At 64.8% G+C, this 19,782-nt stretch carries 20 protein-coding genes; 7 read left to right on the top strand and 13 right to left on the bottom strand.

What is annotated here, in order from left to right:
• Nucleotides 1-402 (bottom strand): PaaI family thioesterase, encoded by a 402-nt coding sequence (locus ACVIGA_RS11755; protein WP_456666508.1) that lies wholly within the window; start codon nucleotides 400-402, stop codon nucleotides 1-3.
• Nucleotides 403-676: 274 nt separating this feature from the next.
• Between ACVIGA_RS11755 and ACVIGA_RS11750 the strand changes: the two genes are divergently transcribed.
• Nucleotides 677-1,900, top strand: a complete 1,224-nt coding sequence (locus tag ACVIGA_RS11750; protein WP_456666507.1) for a GAF domain-containing sensor histidine kinase — start codon at nucleotides 677-679, stop codon at nucleotides 1,898-1,900.
• A 275-nt stretch (nucleotides 1,901-2,175) separates the two neighbouring features.
• On the opposite strand, the gene ACVIGA_RS11745 is transcribed toward ACVIGA_RS11750, so the two are convergent.
• From ACVIGA_RS11745 to ACVIGA_RS11735, 3 genes are all read right to left on the bottom strand, one after another.
• Nucleotides 2,176-3,117 carry an IS110 family transposase gene (locus ACVIGA_RS11745; RefSeq protein WP_456666506.1) on the bottom strand — a complete coding sequence of 314 codons (942 nt, stop codon included), beginning with the start codon at nucleotides 3,115-3,117 and terminating at the stop codon, nucleotides 2,176-2,178.
• 361 nt (nucleotides 3,118-3,478) lie between these two features.
• Nucleotides 3,479-4,333: an enoyl-CoA hydratase-related protein gene (locus ACVIGA_RS11740; RefSeq protein ID WP_456666505.1), complete on the bottom strand. Its 855-nt coding sequence runs from the start codon at nucleotides 4,331-4,333 to the stop codon at nucleotides 3,479-3,481.
• A gap of 45 nt (nucleotides 4,334-4,378) precedes the next feature.
• On the bottom strand, nucleotides 4,379-5,968 hold the full coding sequence (locus tag ACVIGA_RS11735; protein WP_456666504.1) for a gamma-glutamyltransferase: 1,590 nt from the start codon (nucleotides 5,966-5,968) through the stop codon (nucleotides 4,379-4,381).
• Between the two features lie 101 nt (nucleotides 5,969-6,069).
• Here ACVIGA_RS11735 and ACVIGA_RS11730 point away from each other — a divergent pair, with 101 nt between their 5' ends.
• Complete coding sequence (locus ACVIGA_RS11730; RefSeq protein ID WP_456666503.1) at nucleotides 6,070-6,843, top strand: enoyl-CoA hydratase-related protein; 774 nt, start codon at nucleotides 6,070-6,072, stop codon at nucleotides 6,841-6,843.
• A gap of 18 nt (nucleotides 6,844-6,861) precedes the next feature.
• Here the strand turns inward: ACVIGA_RS11730 and ACVIGA_RS11725 are convergent, their stop codons facing one another.
• Nucleotides 6,862-7,875, bottom strand: coding sequence for a zinc-dependent alcohol dehydrogenase family protein (locus ACVIGA_RS11725; RefSeq protein ID WP_456666502.1), 1,014 nt, complete (start codon nucleotides 7,873-7,875; stop codon nucleotides 6,862-6,864).
• A gap of 200 nt (nucleotides 7,876-8,075) precedes the next feature.
• On the opposite strand from ACVIGA_RS11725, the gene ACVIGA_RS11720 reads away from it, so the two are divergent.
• Nucleotides 8,076-8,942: a DUF2066 domain-containing protein gene (locus tag ACVIGA_RS11720; protein ID WP_456666501.1), complete on the top strand. Its 867-nt coding sequence runs from the start codon at nucleotides 8,076-8,078 to the stop codon at nucleotides 8,940-8,942.
• 7 nt (nucleotides 8,943-8,949) lie between these two features.
• Here the strand turns inward: ACVIGA_RS11720 and ACVIGA_RS11715 are convergent, their stop codons facing one another.
• From ACVIGA_RS11715 to ACVIGA_RS11680, 8 genes are all read right to left on the bottom strand, one after another.
• Entirely contained in the window at nucleotides 8,950-9,903 is a 954-nt protein-coding gene (locus tag ACVIGA_RS11715; RefSeq protein ID WP_223977035.1) for a helix-turn-helix domain-containing protein, read from the bottom strand.
• Nucleotides 9,904-10,126: 223 nt separating this feature from the next.
• Entirely contained in the window at nucleotides 10,127-10,408 is a 282-nt protein-coding gene (locus ACVIGA_RS11710) for a hypothetical protein (protein ID WP_223976780.1), read from the bottom strand.
• 128 nt (nucleotides 10,409-10,536) lie between these two features.
• Complete coding sequence (locus ACVIGA_RS11705; RefSeq protein WP_456666500.1) at nucleotides 10,537-11,049, bottom strand: MarR family winged helix-turn-helix transcriptional regulator; 513 nt, start codon at nucleotides 11,047-11,049, stop codon at nucleotides 10,537-10,539.
• 77 nt (nucleotides 11,050-11,126) lie between these two features.
• The gene (locus tag ACVIGA_RS11700; protein ID WP_456666499.1) at nucleotides 11,127-12,440 is read right to left on the bottom strand and encodes an MFS transporter; all 1,314 of its coding nucleotides are present in this window, start codon (nucleotides 12,438-12,440) and stop codon (nucleotides 11,127-11,129) included.
• 37 nt (nucleotides 12,441-12,477) lie between these two features.
• The gene (locus ACVIGA_RS11695) at nucleotides 12,478-12,801 is read right to left on the bottom strand and encodes a non-heme iron oxygenase ferredoxin subunit (protein ID WP_456666498.1); all 324 of its coding nucleotides are present in this window, start codon (nucleotides 12,799-12,801) and stop codon (nucleotides 12,478-12,480) included.
• A gap of 8 nt (nucleotides 12,802-12,809) precedes the next feature.
• The gene (locus tag ACVIGA_RS11690) at nucleotides 12,810-13,325 is read right to left on the bottom strand and encodes an aromatic-ring-hydroxylating dioxygenase subunit beta (protein WP_456666497.1); all 516 of its coding nucleotides are present in this window, start codon (nucleotides 13,323-13,325) and stop codon (nucleotides 12,810-12,812) included.
• Nucleotides 13,325-14,698 (bottom strand): aromatic ring-hydroxylating oxygenase subunit alpha, encoded by a 1,374-nt coding sequence (locus ACVIGA_RS11685; RefSeq protein WP_456666496.1) that lies wholly within the window; start codon nucleotides 14,696-14,698, stop codon nucleotides 13,325-13,327. Before ACVIGA_RS11685 ends, ACVIGA_RS11690 begins: the two co-directional genes overlap by 1 nt.
• Nucleotides 14,699-14,911: 213 nt before the next feature.
• Nucleotides 14,912-15,808 (bottom strand): LysR family transcriptional regulator, encoded by an 897-nt coding sequence (locus ACVIGA_RS11680; RefSeq protein WP_456666495.1) that lies wholly within the window; start codon nucleotides 15,806-15,808, stop codon nucleotides 14,912-14,914.
• Nucleotides 15,809-15,917: 109 nt separating this feature from the next.
• Between ACVIGA_RS11680 and ACVIGA_RS11675 the strand changes: the two genes are divergently transcribed.
• The 4 genes from ACVIGA_RS11675 to ACVIGA_RS11660 are packed head-to-tail and all read left to right on the top strand — an operon-like array spanning nucleotide 15,918 to nucleotide 19,776.
• Nucleotides 15,918-16,403, top strand: a complete 486-nt coding sequence (locus tag ACVIGA_RS11675) for an FAD-dependent monooxygenase (protein WP_456666494.1) — start codon at nucleotides 15,918-15,920, stop codon at nucleotides 16,401-16,403.
• Entirely contained in the window at nucleotides 16,289-17,536 is a 1,248-nt protein-coding gene (locus ACVIGA_RS11670) for an FAD-dependent monooxygenase (RefSeq protein WP_456666493.1), read from the top strand. Before ACVIGA_RS11675 ends, ACVIGA_RS11670 begins: the two co-directional genes overlap by 115 nt.
• Nucleotides 17,537-17,547: 11 nt before the next feature.
• Nucleotides 17,548-18,339 (top strand): alpha/beta fold hydrolase, encoded by a 792-nt coding sequence (locus ACVIGA_RS11665; RefSeq protein WP_456666492.1) that lies wholly within the window; start codon nucleotides 17,548-17,550, stop codon nucleotides 18,337-18,339.
• Between the two features lie 18 nt (nucleotides 18,340-18,357).
• Nucleotides 18,358-19,776: an MFS transporter gene (locus tag ACVIGA_RS11660; RefSeq protein WP_456666491.1), complete on the top strand. Its 1,419-nt coding sequence runs from the start codon at nucleotides 18,358-18,360 to the stop codon at nucleotides 19,774-19,776.
• The last annotated feature ends 6 nt before the right edge of the window (nucleotides 19,777-19,782 follow it).

The following is a 19,782-nucleotide window of genomic DNA, read 5'->3' as shown; positions in this document are numbered from 1 at the left end:
CTATCGCTTGTCCAGAATCCGCAATTCGGCCGTGGCGCTGGCAACCGTCACATTGTCGGCGTCGATCAGATCGGCCTCGACGATCATGTCGCGGTTGGTCTGCGAGACGACCTTGGCCCTGGCCGTGATCGGACCGACGCGCGCCGGCTTGTGAAACCGGGTGGTGAGGGTTCTGGTCACCACGGTCTTCGTTGACGGGAGCGCAGCGAGGGCGCCGAGGCCCGTGGCCGAATCCAGCATCGCCGCAAGGAAGCCGCCCTGGATCGTTCCGTGCCGGTTGGTGAATAGCGGCTGCGCCGCGAAGCGGATCGAGGCGATTTCGCCGTCGAAGCCCAGCCACTCGCGTCCAAGGAGCTGGGCGCCGGGCGGCACGTCTGCGCTTGCATCGCTCAAGCCGGTCACCATTGTCCGTTGTTGCGTCGAAATGTATCAGCCTGTTTGCGTCCTGCAATGTCCCCGGCGCGCCATCGCGAAAGCGTCAATCACTGATTTGACCGACAAGCCCCTGCGGCGTCGGTGCGATCCGAGGCGGGGAAATCCGGGAACCATCTTTTGATGTGGACAGCTGTCGACGTTTAGGGCCATCCTGAGATCATTGACGATCCGCATCGTGTGTGACCCAAGATCGGGCTTTTTTGCTCCCGGTGTTTGCGTGAGGTAAATCCGAATTCCCGATTTGATTGCCACGGACTTGGAAGGCTCGTCGGCCGCCGCGACGACAGAGCTCCCCGCTGACCTGAAGGCTGACATCCTGGCGATTAGCCGGATCGATGCAGTTCCGACTATCCTCGACGTCGTGTGCCGCAGCACAGGCATGGGCTTTGCCGCGGTGGCGAGGGTCACGGAAAGCCGCTGGATTGCCTGCGCAGTTCGGGACAACATCTCGTTCGGACTGAAGCCCGGCGGCGAGCTGAAGGTCGAGACCACGATCTGCGACGAAATCCGGGCGCGCGGACACGGTGTCGTCATCGACCACGTTGCCGAGGACCCGGCCTTTCGCGACCACCGCACGCCGGCGATGTACGGATTTCAGAGCTACATCTCGATTCCGATCGTGCTCGCCGATGGCACATTCTTCGGGACGCTCTGCGCGATCGATCCGCACCCGGCGAAACTGAACACGCTGGAAGTCGTCAATATGTTCAAATTGTTCGCGTCGCTGATCGCGTTTCATCTGGAGGCGCAGGAGCGGGTCGCAAGCAGCGAGGCCGCGCTGCTCAACCACCAGCAGGCGGACGAGCTTCGCGAGCAGTTCATCGCGGTGCTCGCGCACGATTTGCGCAATCCGCTCGCCTCGATCGACGCGGGCATGAGGCTGCTGCTGAAGGAGCCGCTCAACGAAAAGTCGATAACCTATGTCGGGTTGCTTCAGAACAGCGTGAAGCGCATGGCGACCCTGATCGACGATGTCCTGGACTTCGCGCGCGCTCGTCTGGGCGGCGGCTTCAAACTGAAGCGCAGTGCCGACGCGCAATTGCTGCCGGCGCTCGAGCAGGTCGTGAATGAATTGCGTGCGGCATGGCCCGATCGCGTGATCCAGACCGATTTCGCCATCGATCGCGGCATCAATTCCGATCCGGCCCGGATCGCGCAACTGCTGTCCAACCTGCTCGGCAATGCCCTGAAGCACGGCGATGGCAGTTCGCCGATCAGGGTGTCTGCGGTAACCGACAGCGAGGGCTTTGAATTGTCGGTCGCCAATGGCGGGGCGCCGATCTCTCCGGCGGTGATCGAGAGGTTGTTCCAGCCGTTCTTTCGCGTTGCGCACCAGTCGACCTACGAAGGCCTGGGTTTGGGCCTCTACATCGCCGCGGAAATTGCGCGCGCCCACAACGGCAAGATCGAGGTGACGTCCTCCGCTGCCGAAACACGGTTCACCTTTCGGATCCCGCGCTGCTGATCTGACCGCGCTCGTGTGTCGCGAGAGTGCCTACATATGACTCACCAGCCGTGCCACATCTTCAGTGTCGTCCCGGCCTAGTGCGCGGTTGCGCACGGAGCCGGGACCCATGACCACAAATGCGAATTGTCTTGCGGAGCTGTGGCCACAGCTCATTCGCCAACACAGTCCTGTGGTTATGGGTCCCGGCCTTCGCCGGGACGACGGTGGTGCGTGATGTGACGACTTGAATCGAGAACCATCCTCGTCGTCGTCCCGGCGAAGGCCGGCAACTGTTATGTTGGTTTGGTTTGCAGGTACGGCTTTCGGTCTCGCATGATGGCATTGAGGACCGTCAGCAGCTTCCTGGCGACGGCGATGAGGGCGAGTTTGGCTGGTTTTCCGGCCTGTCGCAGTCGTGCATAGAAGGCCTTGAACGGATCAGCTCTGCGGACTGCGTTGAGGGCCGCCATATAAAGGGCGTCACGAACGCGCTTTCGGCCGCCCGCAATCTTGCGCTTGCCGCGGAAGGTGCCGCTGTCGACGTTGAAGGGAGCAAGGCCAGCGAGCGCTGCGAGTTGTTTCGGTCCGACCCGCCCGAGTTCCGGCATCTGCGCGATGAGCTGCATGCAGGCCACGGGACCCACGCCGGGCAGCGAACGCATTAACTTCGCATCGTCCGCGATCTCCGCTTCGGCTTTAATCAATGCGCTGATGTCGGCCTCGATCTCGGCGATCTCGCTGTCGAGGACCTCGATGAGGCGGCCAATGCGTTCGGCCATGGCGCGATCGTCGGCCTCGCTGCGCCGGTTCTTCTCCTGGGCGCGCATCAGGACCAGCTGATCCCGCCGTTTTGCAAGCCTCGCCAAGGCGTTGCGTGCAGGATCGGCGACCTGCTCGGGGGCGGGCTGCATGGCCCGCGCAAAGGCTGCCAGCATCCGCGCATCGATCGGATCGGTCTTGGCGAGCAGGCCGCTAGCCCGCGCAAAGTCGCGGGCACGGGCCGGATTGATCCGTGCGAACCGGATCCCGGCCTGACGTAGCGCCTCGCGAAGCGCGAGGTCATAGATACCCGTCGCCTCGAAGACGACCAGCGCATCGCATTGCCAACGCGCCACCTGCTGTGTGATGGCCTGTGTCGCGTTGGCAATGCGCCTCGGCACGCCGTCAGCTTCATCAAAGATATCGAGGTATTTTTTGGAGATGTCGATTCCGACGTAACGAAGAGCTAAGATCACGGTGCCTGTCCCTGTGATGCGAGGTCTGTTGGCGCAGCCTCGTGCAACTGTTCAGGTTTGTAGATGGAACGGGCGGGAGACCGAGCCGGCTCACGGCGTCAAGCGCCAAGGACCCAACGGCTTCCCGCCCACCCCATCATGACAGACTTCCAAGACACAGGGACCCATTACCCCAGATCTCAATCGTTGCGCGACGCTGGAGCCGCTATCCCGTTTATCAGCGAATGCGGTGGTTATGGGTCCTGGCTTTCGCCAGGACGACGATCGGGAGAATCACGTGCTCGACTCTAGCACCGTCATGCTGAGGAGGCCGTGCAGCGGCCGTCTCGAAGCACGACGGTTTCCGCGCCGCGACAACGCGTCATTCCGAAGTCGGCCACCACGGATACTGGCTCGGCATGTCCTGCGAGACCTTGCCCGGAAAGGCCGGCTTCCGCTTCTCGATGAAGGACTGCACGCCCTCGCGCACGTCGGCGTGGCCGCCGCGCTCGACCGACATCGGCTTGTCGATCGCAAGCAGTTCGAACGGATCGGGCGCGCCGGCGAAGCGCCAGAGCATCTGGCGGGTCAGCGCGACCGACACGGCCGACGTCTCGGCCGTCATCTCGTGGGCGATCTGCCGCGCCCGCTCGAGCAGGGCGTCAGGCTCGACCACCTCGCTGACGAGGCCGCCCGCCAGCGCCTCGTCCGCATCGAAGGTGCGGCCGGAGAGGCACCAGCGCAGCGATTGCGGCAGGCCGACGAGCTTTGGCAGGAACCACGCACTGCCGGCCTCCGGCACCAGCCCGCGGCGCGCGAAGATGAAGCCGATCTTGGCGCCGCGAGCGGCGATGCGGATATCCATCGGCAGCGTCATGGTGATGCCGACGCCGACTGCAGCGCCGTTGATCGCGGCGATCGAGGGCTTTCGGCAGTTGAAGATCGCCTCGACGAAGCGGCCGCTGCGCTGGCCGGCGCTTGCGAACACGCCTGCGCCGTGGCTGCCGGACGTGTCGAAGCTCTTGGCGCCGCCGGAGACGTCGGCGCCGGCACAGAACGCACGGCCCGCGCCGGTGACGACGATCGCACGGACGCCGTCGTCCGCATCGGCGCGCTGAAACGCGTCGGCGATCTCCACGCCCATCGTGCCGGTGTAGGCATTGAGCTTGTCGGGCAGATTGAGCGTGACGATCATCAGGGAGCCGTCGATGTCGCACGTGATGTGTTCGTAACTCATGACGGCCTCCCCGGGATGCTTGTTGTTATGCGCGCCGTGATCGGTTCACGCCTCCGCGATTGCATCGCTCCACGGATGAAACGGCTCGGTGGCGCCGCTGTTTGTGGTGCCGTCGCGCAGCACGATGCTGGGGCAGGCGAACTTCTTCGGCTGGGTCTGGATGCGCGCCTCCGCATAGTCGAAGCTGCCGCGCAGCACCTCACGCACAGCTTGCGGCAGACGGACATCGCCGATCACGACATTGCCTTCACTGGCGTCGATGCGTGGCTGATGGATCGCGGCGTCGAGATCCATGCCGAAATCCATCACGAAGGAGAGCAGCTGCGACACCGCGGGCAGGATGCGGCGGCCGCCGGATGCGCCGGCGGCAAGACGGCGGCCGTCGGCGGCCTCAGCCACCACTGGCGTGTAGTTGGTCAGGCAGCGCTTGCCGGGCGCGAGCGAGTTCGGATTGCCTTGCGTCGGATCGAACCACATGATGCCGTTATTCATGGTGAGGCCGGTGTTCGGCGTCACGAATTTGGAGCCGAAGGTCGAGAGCCGCGTCTGCGTCACCGCGGCCATGTTGCCGTCGCGGTCGACCGCCGAGAAATGCGTGGTGCAGCTTGGGGCGATCGCCTCGGCACCGAGCGCGCGGCGGCCGTCGACGTCGCCCATGTCCTTCAGCCGCTCGCGATAGGCGGCCTGCAGCGCCTCGGCGTAGGCAGCATAGGCGGTCGCATCCGGGCCGCCCTGCGCGGGCGCGAGCGCCTTCTGCAGCAGGCCGAGCGTGCGCGCCATGGTCGGACCCGCGGTCAGCTCCGGCGTCGCGTAGACCGTGCCGCCGCGATAGGGAATCTTGAGCGGCTCGCGCAGGTGGGCGCGGAAGGCAGCGAGATCGCGCACCGACAGTGCGCCACCAGCGGCCTGGATGTCGTCGGCGATGCTGCGCGCCAGATCGCCTTCGTAGAAATCGCGCGGGCCGGCCGCGGCAAGCTGCGCCATCGTCGCCTGCAGCCTGTCCTGCGGCATGCGGACCACCGACTTGATGCCCCATTGCGCATTCGGCGGCAGGCCGTCCAGCAGATACGCCGCGGCGCTGGCCGGATAGCGCCGCAGATCCGCGGCGGAGCTAGCGACCATGTCGGTGGTCCACCAATCCACCAGCAGGCCTTCACCGGCGAGCTTGACGCTCGGCGCCAGCAGGTCCTTCCACGGCATTTTGGCGTGGCGGCGATGCGCCTCTTCCATGCCGGCGACGACGCCGGGCACCGCGATCGAACCCGGTCCGTGCAGATTGCGGTCGTCTTTGACCCGCGCCCAGGGGAACAGGTCGGAGGCCGCGCCGCCGGTCAGCGGATAGTCCTCGAGGCGCAGGCCGTCCGGCGCGCGCATGCCGTAGTCGATCACCTCGACGCGGTTCTCCTTGGCGCGATACAGCACCATCGCGCCGCCGCCGCCGGCGCCGCTCATCCACGGCTCCAGCACGCCGAGGGCGAAGGTGGTTGCGATCACGGCGTCGACGCAATCGCCGCCCGCTGCCAATACCTCCGCGCCGACCTCGGCCGCCTTGCGCGACTGCGCGGCGACGATGCCGCCCTTGGCGCTGACGGCCGGCTTGCGGATCACTTGCGAGTTGGAGAACTGGTCGGACATGGCGTTGCTTTCGCTGTTCTTGTTGCGGGCGGGTCGCGTTGGCGTAGCATGCCAAGCATGGCACTGTCAGTGCAACAAGAACCAATTTCGGGGAGCGGAAAATGAGCAGTGTGAAGCGTGAGCGGGACGGCAAGGTCGGCATTCTGACGCTCAACGATCCCGCCAGCCTGAACGCCATGACCCCGGAACTGCTCGGCGATCTCGCACGCGCCATCGGCGAGATGGGCGTCGAGCCCGGCATCCGTGCGCTGGTCCTGACCGGGGAGGGGCGCGGCTTCTGCTCCGGGCAGAATCTCAAGGCGTTCAACTCGCTCGGCGACAATATCTACACCGGAGTGATGAAGCATTACTGGCCAGCGATGCAGGCCTTGCGCGAATGCCGGATGCCGGTGGTGGTCGCGGTCAACGGCGTCGCGGCCGGCGGCGGCTTCAGCCTTGCGATGTCCGGCGACATCATCCTGGCCGCGCGCTCGGCGAGCTTCATCCAGGTGTTCAGCCGGATCGGCCTGGTGCCCGACCTCGGTTCGACCTGGCTCTTGCCGCGCCTGATCGGGCGCCAGCGCGCGCTCGAGCTGATGCTGCTGAACGAGCCGTTGTCGGCTGAGCGGGCCAAAGAGTGGGGATTGGTGCGCGACGTGGTCGATGACGCAAGGCTGCTCGACGAGGCGAAAGCACTCGCCGGCCGCCTCGCCGATGGCCCGACGCACGCGCTGGTCGCGACGCGGCAGCTGCTCGAAGAGAGCGAGCACGCCAGCTACGCCGATCAGTTCCGCCGTGAAATCGAGCTGCAGATGGTGATCCGCGAAAGCGCCGACGCGAAGGAGGGCCGTCAGGCCTTCGTCGAGAAGCGCAAGGCCCAGTTCACGGGGCGCTAGGCCTTGCCGGTGGGCAAGTCAGCCGATCGCAATCGCGATCTTGCCGAAATGCGCGCCGCTCGCCATGTGGGCGAACGCGTCCTTGACCTGGTCGAACGCGAACACCTTGTCGATCACGGGCTTGACGCCGTGCATGCTGATGCCGTCGCACAGCGCCTGCAAATCCTCGATCGAGCCGACGGTGACACCCTGCAGCCGCTGCTGCTGCATCACCATCAGCGGCAACCTGGTGTCGGACGAGGCGGGACCGGCGAGCACGCCGATGAAGGCGATGGTGCCGCCGATTTTCGTCGCGCGGATCGACTCGTTCAGCGTGCCGACGCCACCGACCTCGACGACGAGATCGACGCCGCGCCCGGTCAGCTCGCGCGCCTTCTTGCCCCAGTCGGGCGTGGTCTTGTAGTTGAGCGTGACATCGGCGCCGAGCTGCTTCAGCCGCACGATCTTGGCATCGCTGGACGAGGTCGCGATGACACGGGCGCCGCACATCTTGGCGAACTGCAGCGCGAACAGCGAAACGCCGCCGGTGCCCTGGGTCAGCACCGTCTGTCCCGGCTTGATGTCGCCGAGCTTGACCACCGCGCTCCATGCCGTGAGGCCGGCGCACGGCAGCGCCGCGGCCTCGATGTCGCTGAGATGCTCCGGTGTGCGCACCAGCGCGTGCGCCGGGAACACGCGGTATTCGGTCAATACGCCGTCGACGCTGCCGCCGAGCGCCGCGCGCATCCGCGCCTCGCTGGGCTCGCCGCCGAGCCAGCTTTCGAAGAAGCTGCCGATCACGCGATCGCCGGCCGCGAAACTCCCGACCCCGGCGCCGACTGCCTCGACGACGCCGGCGCCGTCGGACACCGGCACCAGCGGAAATTTCTGCCGCGAACCGTAGCCGCCCTTGACCGTGAGCAGGTCACGATAGTTCAGCGTCGCCGCCTTCAGCCGTACCAGGACCTCGCCGGGGCCGGCCTGTGGAACCGGCTTGTCGACCAGCGCAAGCGCGTCGACGCCGCCGGGGCCTTGCAACTCATAGCATTTCACGGGACGTCTCCTGCCGGGGCTTGTTGTCATGGGCGGCGCTCCGGGCGCCGCCGCGCATTCACCGAGCATATGTCAGGCCTGCCGCGCGTGGCCATAGCGTGCAGTGCGGCCGATGGAATGGCGCCCATGTCCGAACATGTTGGCGCTGCCGTAAAATACCGCCAATGTACCGTTGATAGAGTGAGCGAGCGGAGGTGACCATGGCTGCCTTGCTTGAGGCGAAACCCAATCCGATCGCGGCGTTCGCGCGTGGTGTGGCCCGAACGCTGCTTGCCGCCGCATTGATCTGTTGCAGCGCTGCGATGGCGGTGGACGACAGCCTCTATCGCGCGCAGACCGTCGTCACCGGCCAGGGCGAGCCGAATCGCATCATCGGCTTCGGTGCATGTCTGGAGGACGTGCTGATCAAGGTGTCAGGTCAGCCGATGCTGGCAGGCGATCGCCGTCTCGCAGGCTACAAATCCAGCGCCAGAGAATTCGTCAGCAGCTTCGACTATCACGACCAGTATGCCGGCAAGCCGCATCATGACGAGCAGGGCACCCGCGACCGGCCTTACGACCTGACGGTCGCTTTCGACCAGAGCAAGATCGACGGCGTTCTCGCCAAGCTCGGCCTCAAGCCGTGGCGATCGCAGCGGCCGGCGCTCGGCGTGTTCGTCGAGATGCTGCACGGCCCAAAGGACTTCATCGTCACATCGGACGGGACGCAGTCCGATCTGCAGCGGGATGCACTCGCGGCTGCGGCGGGCAAGCGCGGCATACGCTTCGTGCTGCCTGATACGGCGGCGCTGACACGCGCCAATGTCACGTCCGCCGGGCTCCTGAAGATGCAGCCCGCGCAGCTCAGTGCGATCGTGGCGCCGCAGGGCGGCGAGGCCATCCTGGTCGGGCAACTGGTCTGGGATGACAAGGATCTCGGCTGGGTCACGCAATGGCGGATGGCGTGGCGCGGCAAGGACTACACATGGCGGTTCCGCGGCGTCACCTTCGATGAGGCCTTCCGGCGTGGCGTCGGCGGCGCCGCCCAGGTGCTGTCGGGCAATGGCGATCCGGGACGCTCGAAATGAGCTTGCTTTAGCCGGCGTAGCCGAGCGTCTGCGACGGGTACTCCCCGAACATCGCGCGGTAGTATTGCGAGAAGCGCCCGAGCTCTATGAAGCCCTGTTCGATCGCGACCTTGGAAACGGTGGTCTGCTCCGGCGTGCTTTCGCGCAGGATCGAACGGATCATGCAGAGCCGCTTGTAGCGCAGGAACGTCACCGGGCCGACGCCGAACACCTCGTGGAAGGCGCGGTGCAGGCTGCGTCGCGACAGCCGGAGCTCGGTGCAGATTTCCGAGACATGGACCGGGCGAGCGCCCGCGGCGTGCAGATAGTCCTCGACGTGGCGCACCAGCCTCATCGCCGACGGCAGATAGCTGGTTCCGTCTGACGGCAGCGATGTGATGGCCGTCGGCCTGACGCATTCGATGATCGCGCGCTTCCAGAACTCGGACGAGGAGTCCGACAGCGCGTCCGGATACCGGGCGAGATGCGCGACGATCTGCGGCAGCCTGGCCGCCCCGGCCATGCCGAGCGCGGGGTCGGCGCGAAAGTGGTTCTTTGCCTGCCAGGTTTCGGCATCGGCGAGCCGCGGCTCGCCGCCGAATATGTCGGGCAGATCGGCCATGTCGAAGCGAATGGCGGCATAGGACGAGGCCTTGTGAAAGACGCCGTCATGCTCGACCGACGGTGGGATCACCAGCACGTCGGCCGGCTGCATGTCGAATGCCCAATGCGTGACGCGATCCGTGGCGTTCAGCAGCATTCCGATGATCAGCTTGTTGTCGGCCGAAGTACGCTGGGTGCGGACCCCGACGTTGAATGCGCCGATGCTGAGCGAAAAATCGCCGATCCCGACATGGGACAACGTTCCGCGCAGCTTGCCGCGCTCAAGCTGCATGACCTCGACATGCGAGCCCTTGACGGCGTCGTGGAGTCCCTCGAAGCCGTCAAGCTCGCCGCTGTGAACCGTCAGGTGCTGGCCCATATCCATGCGTCCCACGGCGGAATCGTCGGCGGGATTTTTGCCGGTTTTGCTCGAGAAGGCAACGTGGACGACGGCACGGAATTGATGGGTCGGGACGTCGTTTTGCCAGGGCCGCGCGCCCTGAGACGAGACTGGCACAAAGTGCATATCGTCCCCGCCGCATGGCGGGCAATCGGTTGATCTTAAAGCAAATTGCGCAGCCGCCAGGCGTCTGCGCCGGTCGCTAGGCCGCCATCAGGTGCTCGAGCGCAACAGCCTGCTCGCGGGTCTGGAATGCGATGGCGGTGTGCGTGAAACCCGACGAGGCCTGGGTCTGCGCGATGTGATTGAGGACTTCGGTGCCCTTGACCACGTGAAGGTCCATTCCGGGGCCGGCCGGGAAAATGCCGAGGACGACATCGTAGGCCTCGACGATGGCCTTCAGGGCGCTGCCCTTGTCTTCCGAGGCATCGATAAAGATACGAACATCCGCGGCGATACTACGAAGTTCGTCAAAGTCGATCACTGGAAGTCTCCTATACGCAACGCGCTGATCGACTCTAGCTACAACTTGCTTACTGAAACCTAAATTACGCCCGGTTCCTTCACGCGCTCACCGCACCGTGAATCGAATCGCTTCCCGGTCTGCCGCTTTCAGCCGCCGCTCGGCGATCTCCGCTTCGCAATGCGCTTGACCGGCGCATGCGCCGGCGCGGCATGTTCGGACCGATCGGCCATGTGAGGAATGCGGTGCTCGATGTGATCAACGACACGGAAGAAGGTGTCCAGCGTCCTGGCATCGAGGCCGGCCGTGAGGTTGCTGTGCCGGCGCAGGATTTCGTCAAGGCTGCGGTCGAGCAGCGCCACGCCCTGAGCCGTCAGGCGGATCTCGCTCCGGTTCCGGGCGCTGCCTCGGACCGGCGTCAGCTCGATCAGCCCCTTTTTCTTCAGCGACGTCGTCTCGCGGCTGACGACGGCCTTGTCCAGCTGCGCGTTGGTCCAGATGTCGTAGGCGCTGGCGGGCTCATGCTCCCTGAGAAAGGACAGCACCCGCCATTCCGCGAGCGAGACGCCGTAGGCTTGCGGGAAGAAGGCATTGGCGTTGGCGCGCAACTTCGCGACCAGGCTCGACAGCACCGTCGGCACATAGCGTTCGAAATCGACCACCAGTTCCGAGCGCGCGTCCTCCTGTTGGGCGCGGCGCGCGTCAGCGACTTTGGTACGACTTGGAGCAGTCCGGCTTTTCATTCTTTCACGAGTTGTGTGCGCGCGATCAAGACCAGGACCGCCGCGACGAGGAGAACGCCTGATACCACGAGGAAGCCGGTGGTGAAGCTGCCGGAGGCATCCTTGGCGCGTCCGATCACGATCGGGATCGTCGCACCTCCGATGCTGCCGATGGTACTGACCAGACCGATCGCTCCCGGCGCGCTCTGCCGCGACATGTAGGACTGCGGAATGGTCCAGAACACGGCCTGCGTACCATAGACGCCGACATTGGCAACCATGAATCCGACGATGATCCAGACCGGCGATGTGGAGAAGGCAGCGATCGCGAAGCCCGCTGCGGCGATCACGAAGGTCGTCGCGGCATAGTAGAAGCGCTCACCGACATGATCGGAGTGCCGCGACAATGCAATCATGCCGATCAGGCCGGCGATCGGCGGGATCGCGGTGACGAAGCCGACCTGCGAATTCGGCAGGCCGAACGACTTGATGATCTGCGGCAGCCAGGGAAACAGCGAAGCCAGCCCACAGAACAGGCCGAAATTGCACAGGCCGAACAGCAGCACCATCGGCTTGGTGATGGTCCTGAGCACGCCCTCGGCATGCACCACCCCGGTCGCCTTGGCGTCGCGCTCCAGCGCGCCGGTCAGCCAGTTGCGCTGCGCCGTCGACAGCCACGTCGCCTGCTGCGGGCGGTCGGTCAGATAGAAGATGCCGACGATCCCCAGGATGATGGGCGGCACGCCTTCGAGGATGAACAGCCACTTCCAGCCGGAAATCCCGAACGTTCCGTTCAGCTCGAGGATGACGCCGGAGATCAGCGAGGCGAAGATGTAGGAGATCGGCACCGCATAGTTGAACATCGCATTGTAGCGGGCGCGGTAGCTGAACGGAAACCAGAGGCTCAGCAGCAGCATGACGCCGGGAAACAGGCCGGACTCGGCAAAGCCAAGGAAGCCGCGGAATGCATAGAGGCTGAGCGGACCCTGCGTGAAAGCCATCAGCACCGTGGCAATGCCCCACAGGATCGCGATCCGCGTCAGCGTGACGCGTGCGCCGTATCTGGCGAGGATCAGATTGCTCGGGATCTCGAAGATGGAATAGGTGAAATACATGATCCCGACCGCGATGCCGAACATCTCGGCATTGAGCCCGAGCTCCTTGTTCATCTGCAACGCGGCAAAGGAGATGTTGCCACGGTCGAGAATGGCGAGAAAGTACATCGCCATCACGAACCACATCAGGCGCAGCGCGACCTTGCGGACCGTGCTGCGCTCGATCTCCGGATCGGCGGTCGCACTCACCGCCTTGTCCATCACGACTTCGGTCATCCCAGCTTCCCCCGATTCTTGATTTTTGATGGTGGCCTTATTCGGACACGCAGACTTCCAGCCGGTCGCCCGCCACGCGGACGGGATAGGTCCGGATGTCGATCTCGACCGGACTGGTCAGCGCCTCGCCGGTCCTGATGTCGAAACGGCCCATATGCAGCGGGCACTCGATCTCGCAGCCGTCCAGAATGCCGTCGGACAGCAGTGCCTCCGCATGGGTGCAGATATTGCTCGTGGCGTAGTACTCATTGCCGACGCGATAGAGCGCGATGTGGTGGCCGGCGATCTCGATGCCGTGGGGCTCGCCCTCGTTCAACGCGCCGAGCGCGGCAGCGTCGTGCCAGATTCCCTGATCCGTCATGTGTCTTCTCAAATGCTGTAGAAATCGAGCACGGTCGGAACGCGGTCATTGACCAGCGTGATGACCTTGCGTGCGATCTTCCAGGTGTCGCCTTCACGCCGCAGCGTGTGCTGATAGCGCCCGTGGCGCAGATGTTCCTTGGCGACGCGCGGGTCGTAGACGTGGACCGAGAACACCGACTGGCAGGTGATCTCGTCAGGTCCGCTCTCGGACGCCTCCAGGTTCGAGATCTGGTGCACGGTGCGCGGCAACGGCAGCGCGGTGATCGATTTGCGCGACTCGATGCGAGCGATCCGCTCTTCCAGTCCGCGCCGTGCATCGTGGTAGAGCAGCGAGACCTGCGTATCGGGATCATTGGTGGTGGTGTATTCATCGAGCCATCCCGGCACCCAATAGACGGCATCCTCGCTGTACATCGCGACCCAGTCGGTCCATTCGCCGGTGTCGAGCAGGCGGGCCTCGCGGAAGGTGACAGCGGCGGCGACCGCGTGAGCATCCGTTTGCTTGATTACGCTTTCAGCCATCACGCCGTCTCCCCCGCGGCGTGCTGCAACAGCCTGCGCCACTCACGATAGCCGGGGTGGAAATTGGTCTCGCCGCCAAAACTGGTGGGGCCGAACGACCATTCGGACGCCGTTATGCCGAGCTCGCGCGTATGCGCGCTTTTGCCGTGGCCGACGTCGGCGAGGCCGCGCAGATAGCCTTGCGTGGGTGCGGCCGACGTCGCGTCGTAGCCGGTCTGGCAGAATTCATACATCACGTTGTCGTCGGAGCTCGCGAGCCCCGAGGCGTTGAAGAAGTCTTCGTAGTTGCGGATCCGAAGCGTGCGCGCCGCAGCGCTCTCGCCGACGGGGGCGAGGCAATGCGACACCATCTCGGTCTTGTCGGGCGCCAGCGGCCGCCAGGTCCGCACCTGCGCCGACAGGATGTCGATGACCTGCAGGTTCGGGAAGATCGTGAGGTTGCGTTGCCGAAGCATCCACTTGGCACGGGTGCTGCCGACGCGCTGCCGCACGGCATCGAGACGCGCCGGATCCATGCCGAGCGGACGGCCATAGAGCTGCGTGCGCTTGATCGACCAGTTGACGGCGTGACCATAGTCGAAGCTGAAGCTGCCTTGCCCTTCCTGTTCGCCTTCCGGCTCCACCGTGAAGCCGGCGTTCGGCCCGGCGCTAGCGTTGCGCTTTTTCAGGATATCGACGTAGGAGCTGTGGGTGGTCGCGAAATGATAATAGTCGAGACCATTCTCGAACTGCAGTTTCCAGTTTGCATCGAACGTGTAGGTGCTGGCGCCCGGCACGAACTCGACTTCACCGCTGTCGCTCTGATCGATGATGAGGTCGAGGAAGGCGCGGGTGTCGCCGAGAAACTCCTCCAGCTGCGGAACGTCGGTTGAGAGGCTTGCGAACAGGAATCCGCGGTACGAGCCGAGCCGGGCGACCGGGAGCAGGTCGTGATTCTGGTTCGAGAAGGACGGCGGATACTGCCCGCTGGCTTCCTCCGTCACCGAGATGTTGCGCCCGCTCGAGTCGTAGGCCCAGCCATGATAGCGGCAGACGTGAAACTTCTGCCGGCCCTGCTTGAAGGGGCAGACCATCGTGCCGCGATGCCGGCAGGTGTTGAGGAATGCGCCGACCTTGCCGTCGGCGCTCCGCATCACCAGGATCGGATGCCGGCCGATATGGGTGGTGAAGAAGTCGTTGGGTCGGGCGACCTGGGATTCCAGGCCGATGAAATTCCAAGTGGCCTCGAAGATATGCCGCAGCTCGGCGTCGAACACGTCGGGATCGCTGAATATCCGGCGATCGACTTGGAAGATGCGTTCGCTGGGGCGGTCATCAATCAGCCGGGAAATCTCCCGCAGCCGTGTCGCGTGGTTCTGCGAAGCAGCGTTCATCACGTCCTCCCTTCGACTTGCCGCCGGCTGCAAGGCGCGTTCCACGGCGGGAACAGCCGGCTTGATCGCCAATCTTGGAACGACTCTATAGTTGTCATGACAACTATGGTCAAGGCGATTGGTGGCCCGCAGCGGACGCGGTTAGGCCGGGCCGCCTGGAACGGGCGGCGGGATGCCGCGAATTGAGCCCGCGCGTGCAGCGCGGAATCATGCTCAGCTCTTGCGCGCCGGCGCGGTCAGGATAATCCCGTCATCGATCAAAGCGCGGCAGATATTCTTCAACGTTGCAATCGCTTCACGCGTTGCCCGGCTCACCGGCCGTCCACGCGGCAGTGCCAGGATGCGGTCGGCGCGCATCCACGGCAACAGCGCTGCCGCCAGCGTACCGGCAGCGACTTCCTGGTGAATGCCGGAGAACGGTAGCAATGCATAGCCGAGGCCCGATGCCACCATGCGCTTCATCGGCGTGCTGTTGTCGACCCGTACCGCGCAGAGCATGGTCGATGGGAACGGGTTGCGGCTGAGCGGGCCCACGGCGGATGGCAGGGCGTCGAACTCCTTGCGGGTCAGCCTGCCACGCTTCAGCAGCGGATCGCGCGCCGGTCCGATCAGGAACACCTGCTCGACCATGAGCAGTTCATAGTCGAGGTGATCGTTGGGAGGCGGCGTCGTCACGATCGCCAGATCGAGCTCACCGCGCAGCAGGCGTTCGGATGCGTTTTCCGTCAAGCCTTCACTGAGCTCGAGCCGCACGCGTGGAAATTGCTTCACGAATGTCTGGGCCAGCGGCGGGTAGAGGATATCACCGAGGCTTGGCGGCGCGCCGATCCGCACCGTGCCGCTGGGCTCGCGATTTTCCGTGCGCACCTCGGCCTTGATGTCGTCGATCGTGCCGAGCAGCCAGCGCCCGCGCGCGAGCAGCACCTTGCCGGATTCCGTAACCGAGACTCCGCGCGCGCCGCGTTCGAGCAGGGCGCCGCCCAATTCGTCTTCGAGTTCCTTGACGTGGCGGCTGAGCGCCGACTGGGCGACGTTCAGCGTGCTCGCTGCGGCGGCAAAGCCGCCACGCTCGGCGACGGCAACGAAATAGCGGATCTGCCGCAGGTCCATGACGGGCGCTCCATCTCAATTCGAGATGGATACCATATCAAACATATTCTTGTGAGATACCAAAAAGAGAGCAGTCTCTCCCCAACGATCAAACGGAGGAGAGACGAGCATGGGCATCGCCACCGATGAGGCACGCCAGACGTCCGTATTCATCGCCGGCGGCGGCCCGGTCGGCCTTGCGATGTCATTGCTGCTCGATCGCTTCGGCATCGACTGCGTCGTGGTCGAGAAGAGCCCGACGACGACGGATCATCCCAAGTCGCGCGGCTGCTGGGTCCGCACCATGGAGATCTTCCGGCAGTGGGGGATCGAGCAGGCGATCCGCGATCGCGGCCTGCAGGACAACTCCGACATGTTCGTGTTCCTCGACAGCATCGCGGGTCACGAGTTCGGCCGCACCCGTCCCGAGCCGAATGTCGGGCATACCCTGCCTGGAAGAGCCTGGTCGCCCAAGACGCCGTCGAGGAGGAAATTCTGCGGGTGGTCGAGAAGTCCAAACACGCCACGGTCCTGTTCAACACGGCCTGTGAATCGTTCGAGGAGACCAACAGCGGCGTCAACGTCACGACACGTTGCGAGAAGACCGGTGAGGTGACGCAGTGGACGGCGACCTACCTGATCGCCGCCGATGGCGCGGGCAGCCAGACGCGGCGCAGCGCGGGGATCGAGATGGTCGGGCCGTCCACGCTGGCGGTGATGTCGAACGAGTATTGGCGGGCCGATCTGTCGCGGTTGCCGATCGCGCGCGAGGCTGCCGGTTTCATCATCATCCCGGATAGGCCCGATCTGCCGCGCGCCGGCATCCTGAACACCAACGGCCGGGATCGCTGGCTCACCGTGACGCAAATCGGCCTGACCAAGGACGATCGCGAGCGGCCGTGGACCGACCAGGAGTTCATCGAGATCGCGCGCGGCCATGTTGGCATCCCGGACCTCGACGTCACGCTTCTCAACCGTTCGATCTGGCGCGTCAGCATGCAGGTGGCCGAGACCTTTCGAAAGGGCCGGGTGTTTCTGGTCGGCGACTGCGCGCACCGCTTTCCACCCACCGGCGGCTTCGGCCTGAACTCCGGCGTTCAGGACGCGCACAATCTCGCCTGGAAGCTCGCCTTCGTGCTGAAGGGCCGTGCGGACGAAAAGCTGCTCGACAGCTATTCCAGCGAACGCCGCCCGATCGCGCAATCCAATGCCAGTTTCAGCTACGGCAATCGGCTGCGATTTGGGCTGACGGATGATGCCGTGCGATCGCGCAATCCGGACCGGATCAGGTTCTGGATCAACGATATGGACAATCACCTGCACAGCATCGGGCAGAACCTCGGACACAATTACGAGGAGGGCGCTGTCATCCCCGATGGCACCGTCGCGAAGGCGCTGAACTCCCGCTACTACACGCCGTCCGACCGTCCCGGCGCGCGCTTTCCGCATATGTGGCTCGAGCCTTCGCGCAAGAAATCCACGCTCGACTGGTTCGACAAGGAATTCACCGTCGTCACCGGTCCGCTCGGCAGCGAGTGGCTGGAGGCGGGGAAGCAGGTGTCGAAGAAGACCGGCCTGCCGCTCTCGCTCAAACAACTGCCGTCAGCCGACCCGGCAGACGGATTCCAGCTGGGTATGCGCGGCGCCGTGCTGGTGCGCCCTGATGGACATGTGGCGTGGCGGATGCCGTGGGTGCCGCCGGATCCGGCGAAGGAATTGGCCGGCGCGCTTTCGACGTTGCTGCACTAGCGGAGGCTCCCATGCAATCGTTCGAATCTGGCGGCGTCGTCACGGCATTTGAGAAGAGCGGACGCGGCGAACCGATCGTGCTGCTGCACGGCGGCGAGGCCGATCATTCGATGTTCGACGGCCTTGCGCCTGTCCTCGCGGCGAACTTCGCCGTGATCGCCTACGACCAGCGCGACTCCGGCGCCACCAGGAATACTCCGTCGTCCTATTCGCTGGCCGACCTGGCTGATGATGCCGCGGCCTTGATCAGGGGGCTCGGTTACGATCGTGCCCATGTCTTCGGGACCTCGCTGGGCGGCCAGATCGCGCAAGTGCTGGCGGCCCGCCATCCCGGCCGCATCGATCGCCTGATCTTGAGCAGCACCTGGAAGGTCAACAGGAGCCCACTGGAGGTCAATGCGGATGTGTTCCGCACACTTGCGTCGTTTCGCGCGGACACCGCAGGCAACGCGCCGAAGATCGCGGAGTTCTTCTTTCCGCCTGAGTATCTGCGCGTTCGGCCCGAACTGATCGACATCTTTCGTGGCTCCAACCGCGACGACGGCCAGAAGGCACGACGCGGCGCCTTGCTCGCACAGCCTGTCGCCGCCGATCTGACCGGCTTTGATCGCCCGACGCTGCTGCTCGCGGGCGGCGACGACCGGCTGATCCCGAACGCGGAGACATTTGCGCTCGCCCGCGACCTTGCGCACGTCGAGACCAGGACCATCGCAGGCGTCGGCCATGTCGCGTCGATCCAGGCCCCCGAGCGGGTCGCGGAAGCGGTGGCGACATTTCTGAATTCAAAAAAGAAGGCGGCTTGACAACAACAGGGGGAGACCATGGCAGAGCAAGCGAGCGCAGTGCCGTTCGACGAAGCGCCGGTGACGACGCGCTATTGGCTATCGATCATCATCTTCGCCATCTCCGGCGTGGTCGATTTCTTCGATTTCTTCGTGGTCGGGTTTCTGGTCTCGGTGTTGGCGCCGAAATGGCACCTGACGTTCGGGCAGACCTCGATCATGCTGATGAGCGCCGGCATCGGGGCGATGCTGGGAGCATTCGCCGCGGGGGTCCTCGCCGATCGCTTCGGGCGCAAGCCGTTGGCGGTTGCCGGCGTTCTGCTGTGCGGCCTGACTTCCGGCGCGATCGCGTTCATTCCGGAAGACGGCTGGGTTGCATTTGCGATCCTGCGCTTTTTCGTCGGCTTCGGCCTTGCCGCGGGTGCGGCGGCGGCAGTTCCTGCCATCGTTGAGTTCGCACCGACCCGTCACCGCACGCTGGTCACGAGCCTCGTCGTCGTTCCAGTCGCCTTCGGCGTACTGTCGGCTTCGGTGACGGCGAGCTTCCTGTTGCCGCTGGTCGGCTGGCGCGGCCTGGCGGCGGTCGGCTTTCTGCCGATCATCCTCGCGGTTCTGACCATGATCATCATGCCGGAATCGCCACGCTGGCTGATCAGCAAGGGCCGCGTGCGCGAGGCGCAGGCGGCCATCCGAAAGCTCTACCGGGTCGGCGGCGAGTCATTTGTACTGCCCACGCTGCCGCCAGCGAACCCGGCGACATTCGCCGATCTCTTTGCAGAGCAGCGGCGCTTCTGGTTGACGGTCCTGGTCTGGTTCGGCGCCAGCACAGCGAATTACGGCGTCTTCCTGTGGGGACCGACGATTGTGGCGCTACTGCTTGGCGTCGCGCCCCAGGACGCGGCGAAGATGTTCATCTATGTCAGCCTCGCCGGCGTTGTTGGCCGAACCGGCTTTGCCTTTCTCGCCAATCGGATCGGCCGCAAGCCGTGCGGCCAGTTGATGGGCTATGGCACCGCGGTATCGCTGGCGCTGGCGGCCTATTTTCACGCCGACTTTGCCGCCTCGGTCCCGTTGTTTCTGGTCTTCCTGATCATCGGCGCCGTGTTCTTCGACGGTGGATTTTCGAACATCGGGCCCTATCCCGCCGAGATCTTTCCGGTCCAGCTTTCGGGACGCGCGGTCGGCCTTGCCCAGCTCTCGAACGGGGTCGGCAAGATCGTAGGTCCCTTATGTCTCGCATTGATCGCCGGCGCGGATAATGTCGTGCATCCCAGCGCGACCGCAGCGGCGGTGATGCCGGCGTTTTTCTTTCTTGCCGGCGCGGGCCTCCTGATCGGACTTGCCTTTACGTTCCTCGGCGTCGAGCCGCACGGCCGCCCGGTGGCTCTGTTTGGTGAAAACGCGGGCTCGAGCGCCGCACCGACGCCGCTGGCCGCAAAAGCGGCCGCGGGACAGTGAAAGACG

The sequence above is a fragment of the Bradyrhizobium sp. USDA 3240 genome, from assembly GCF_054063295.1.
This window is presented reverse-complemented; position numbering and strand designations above follow the sequence as displayed.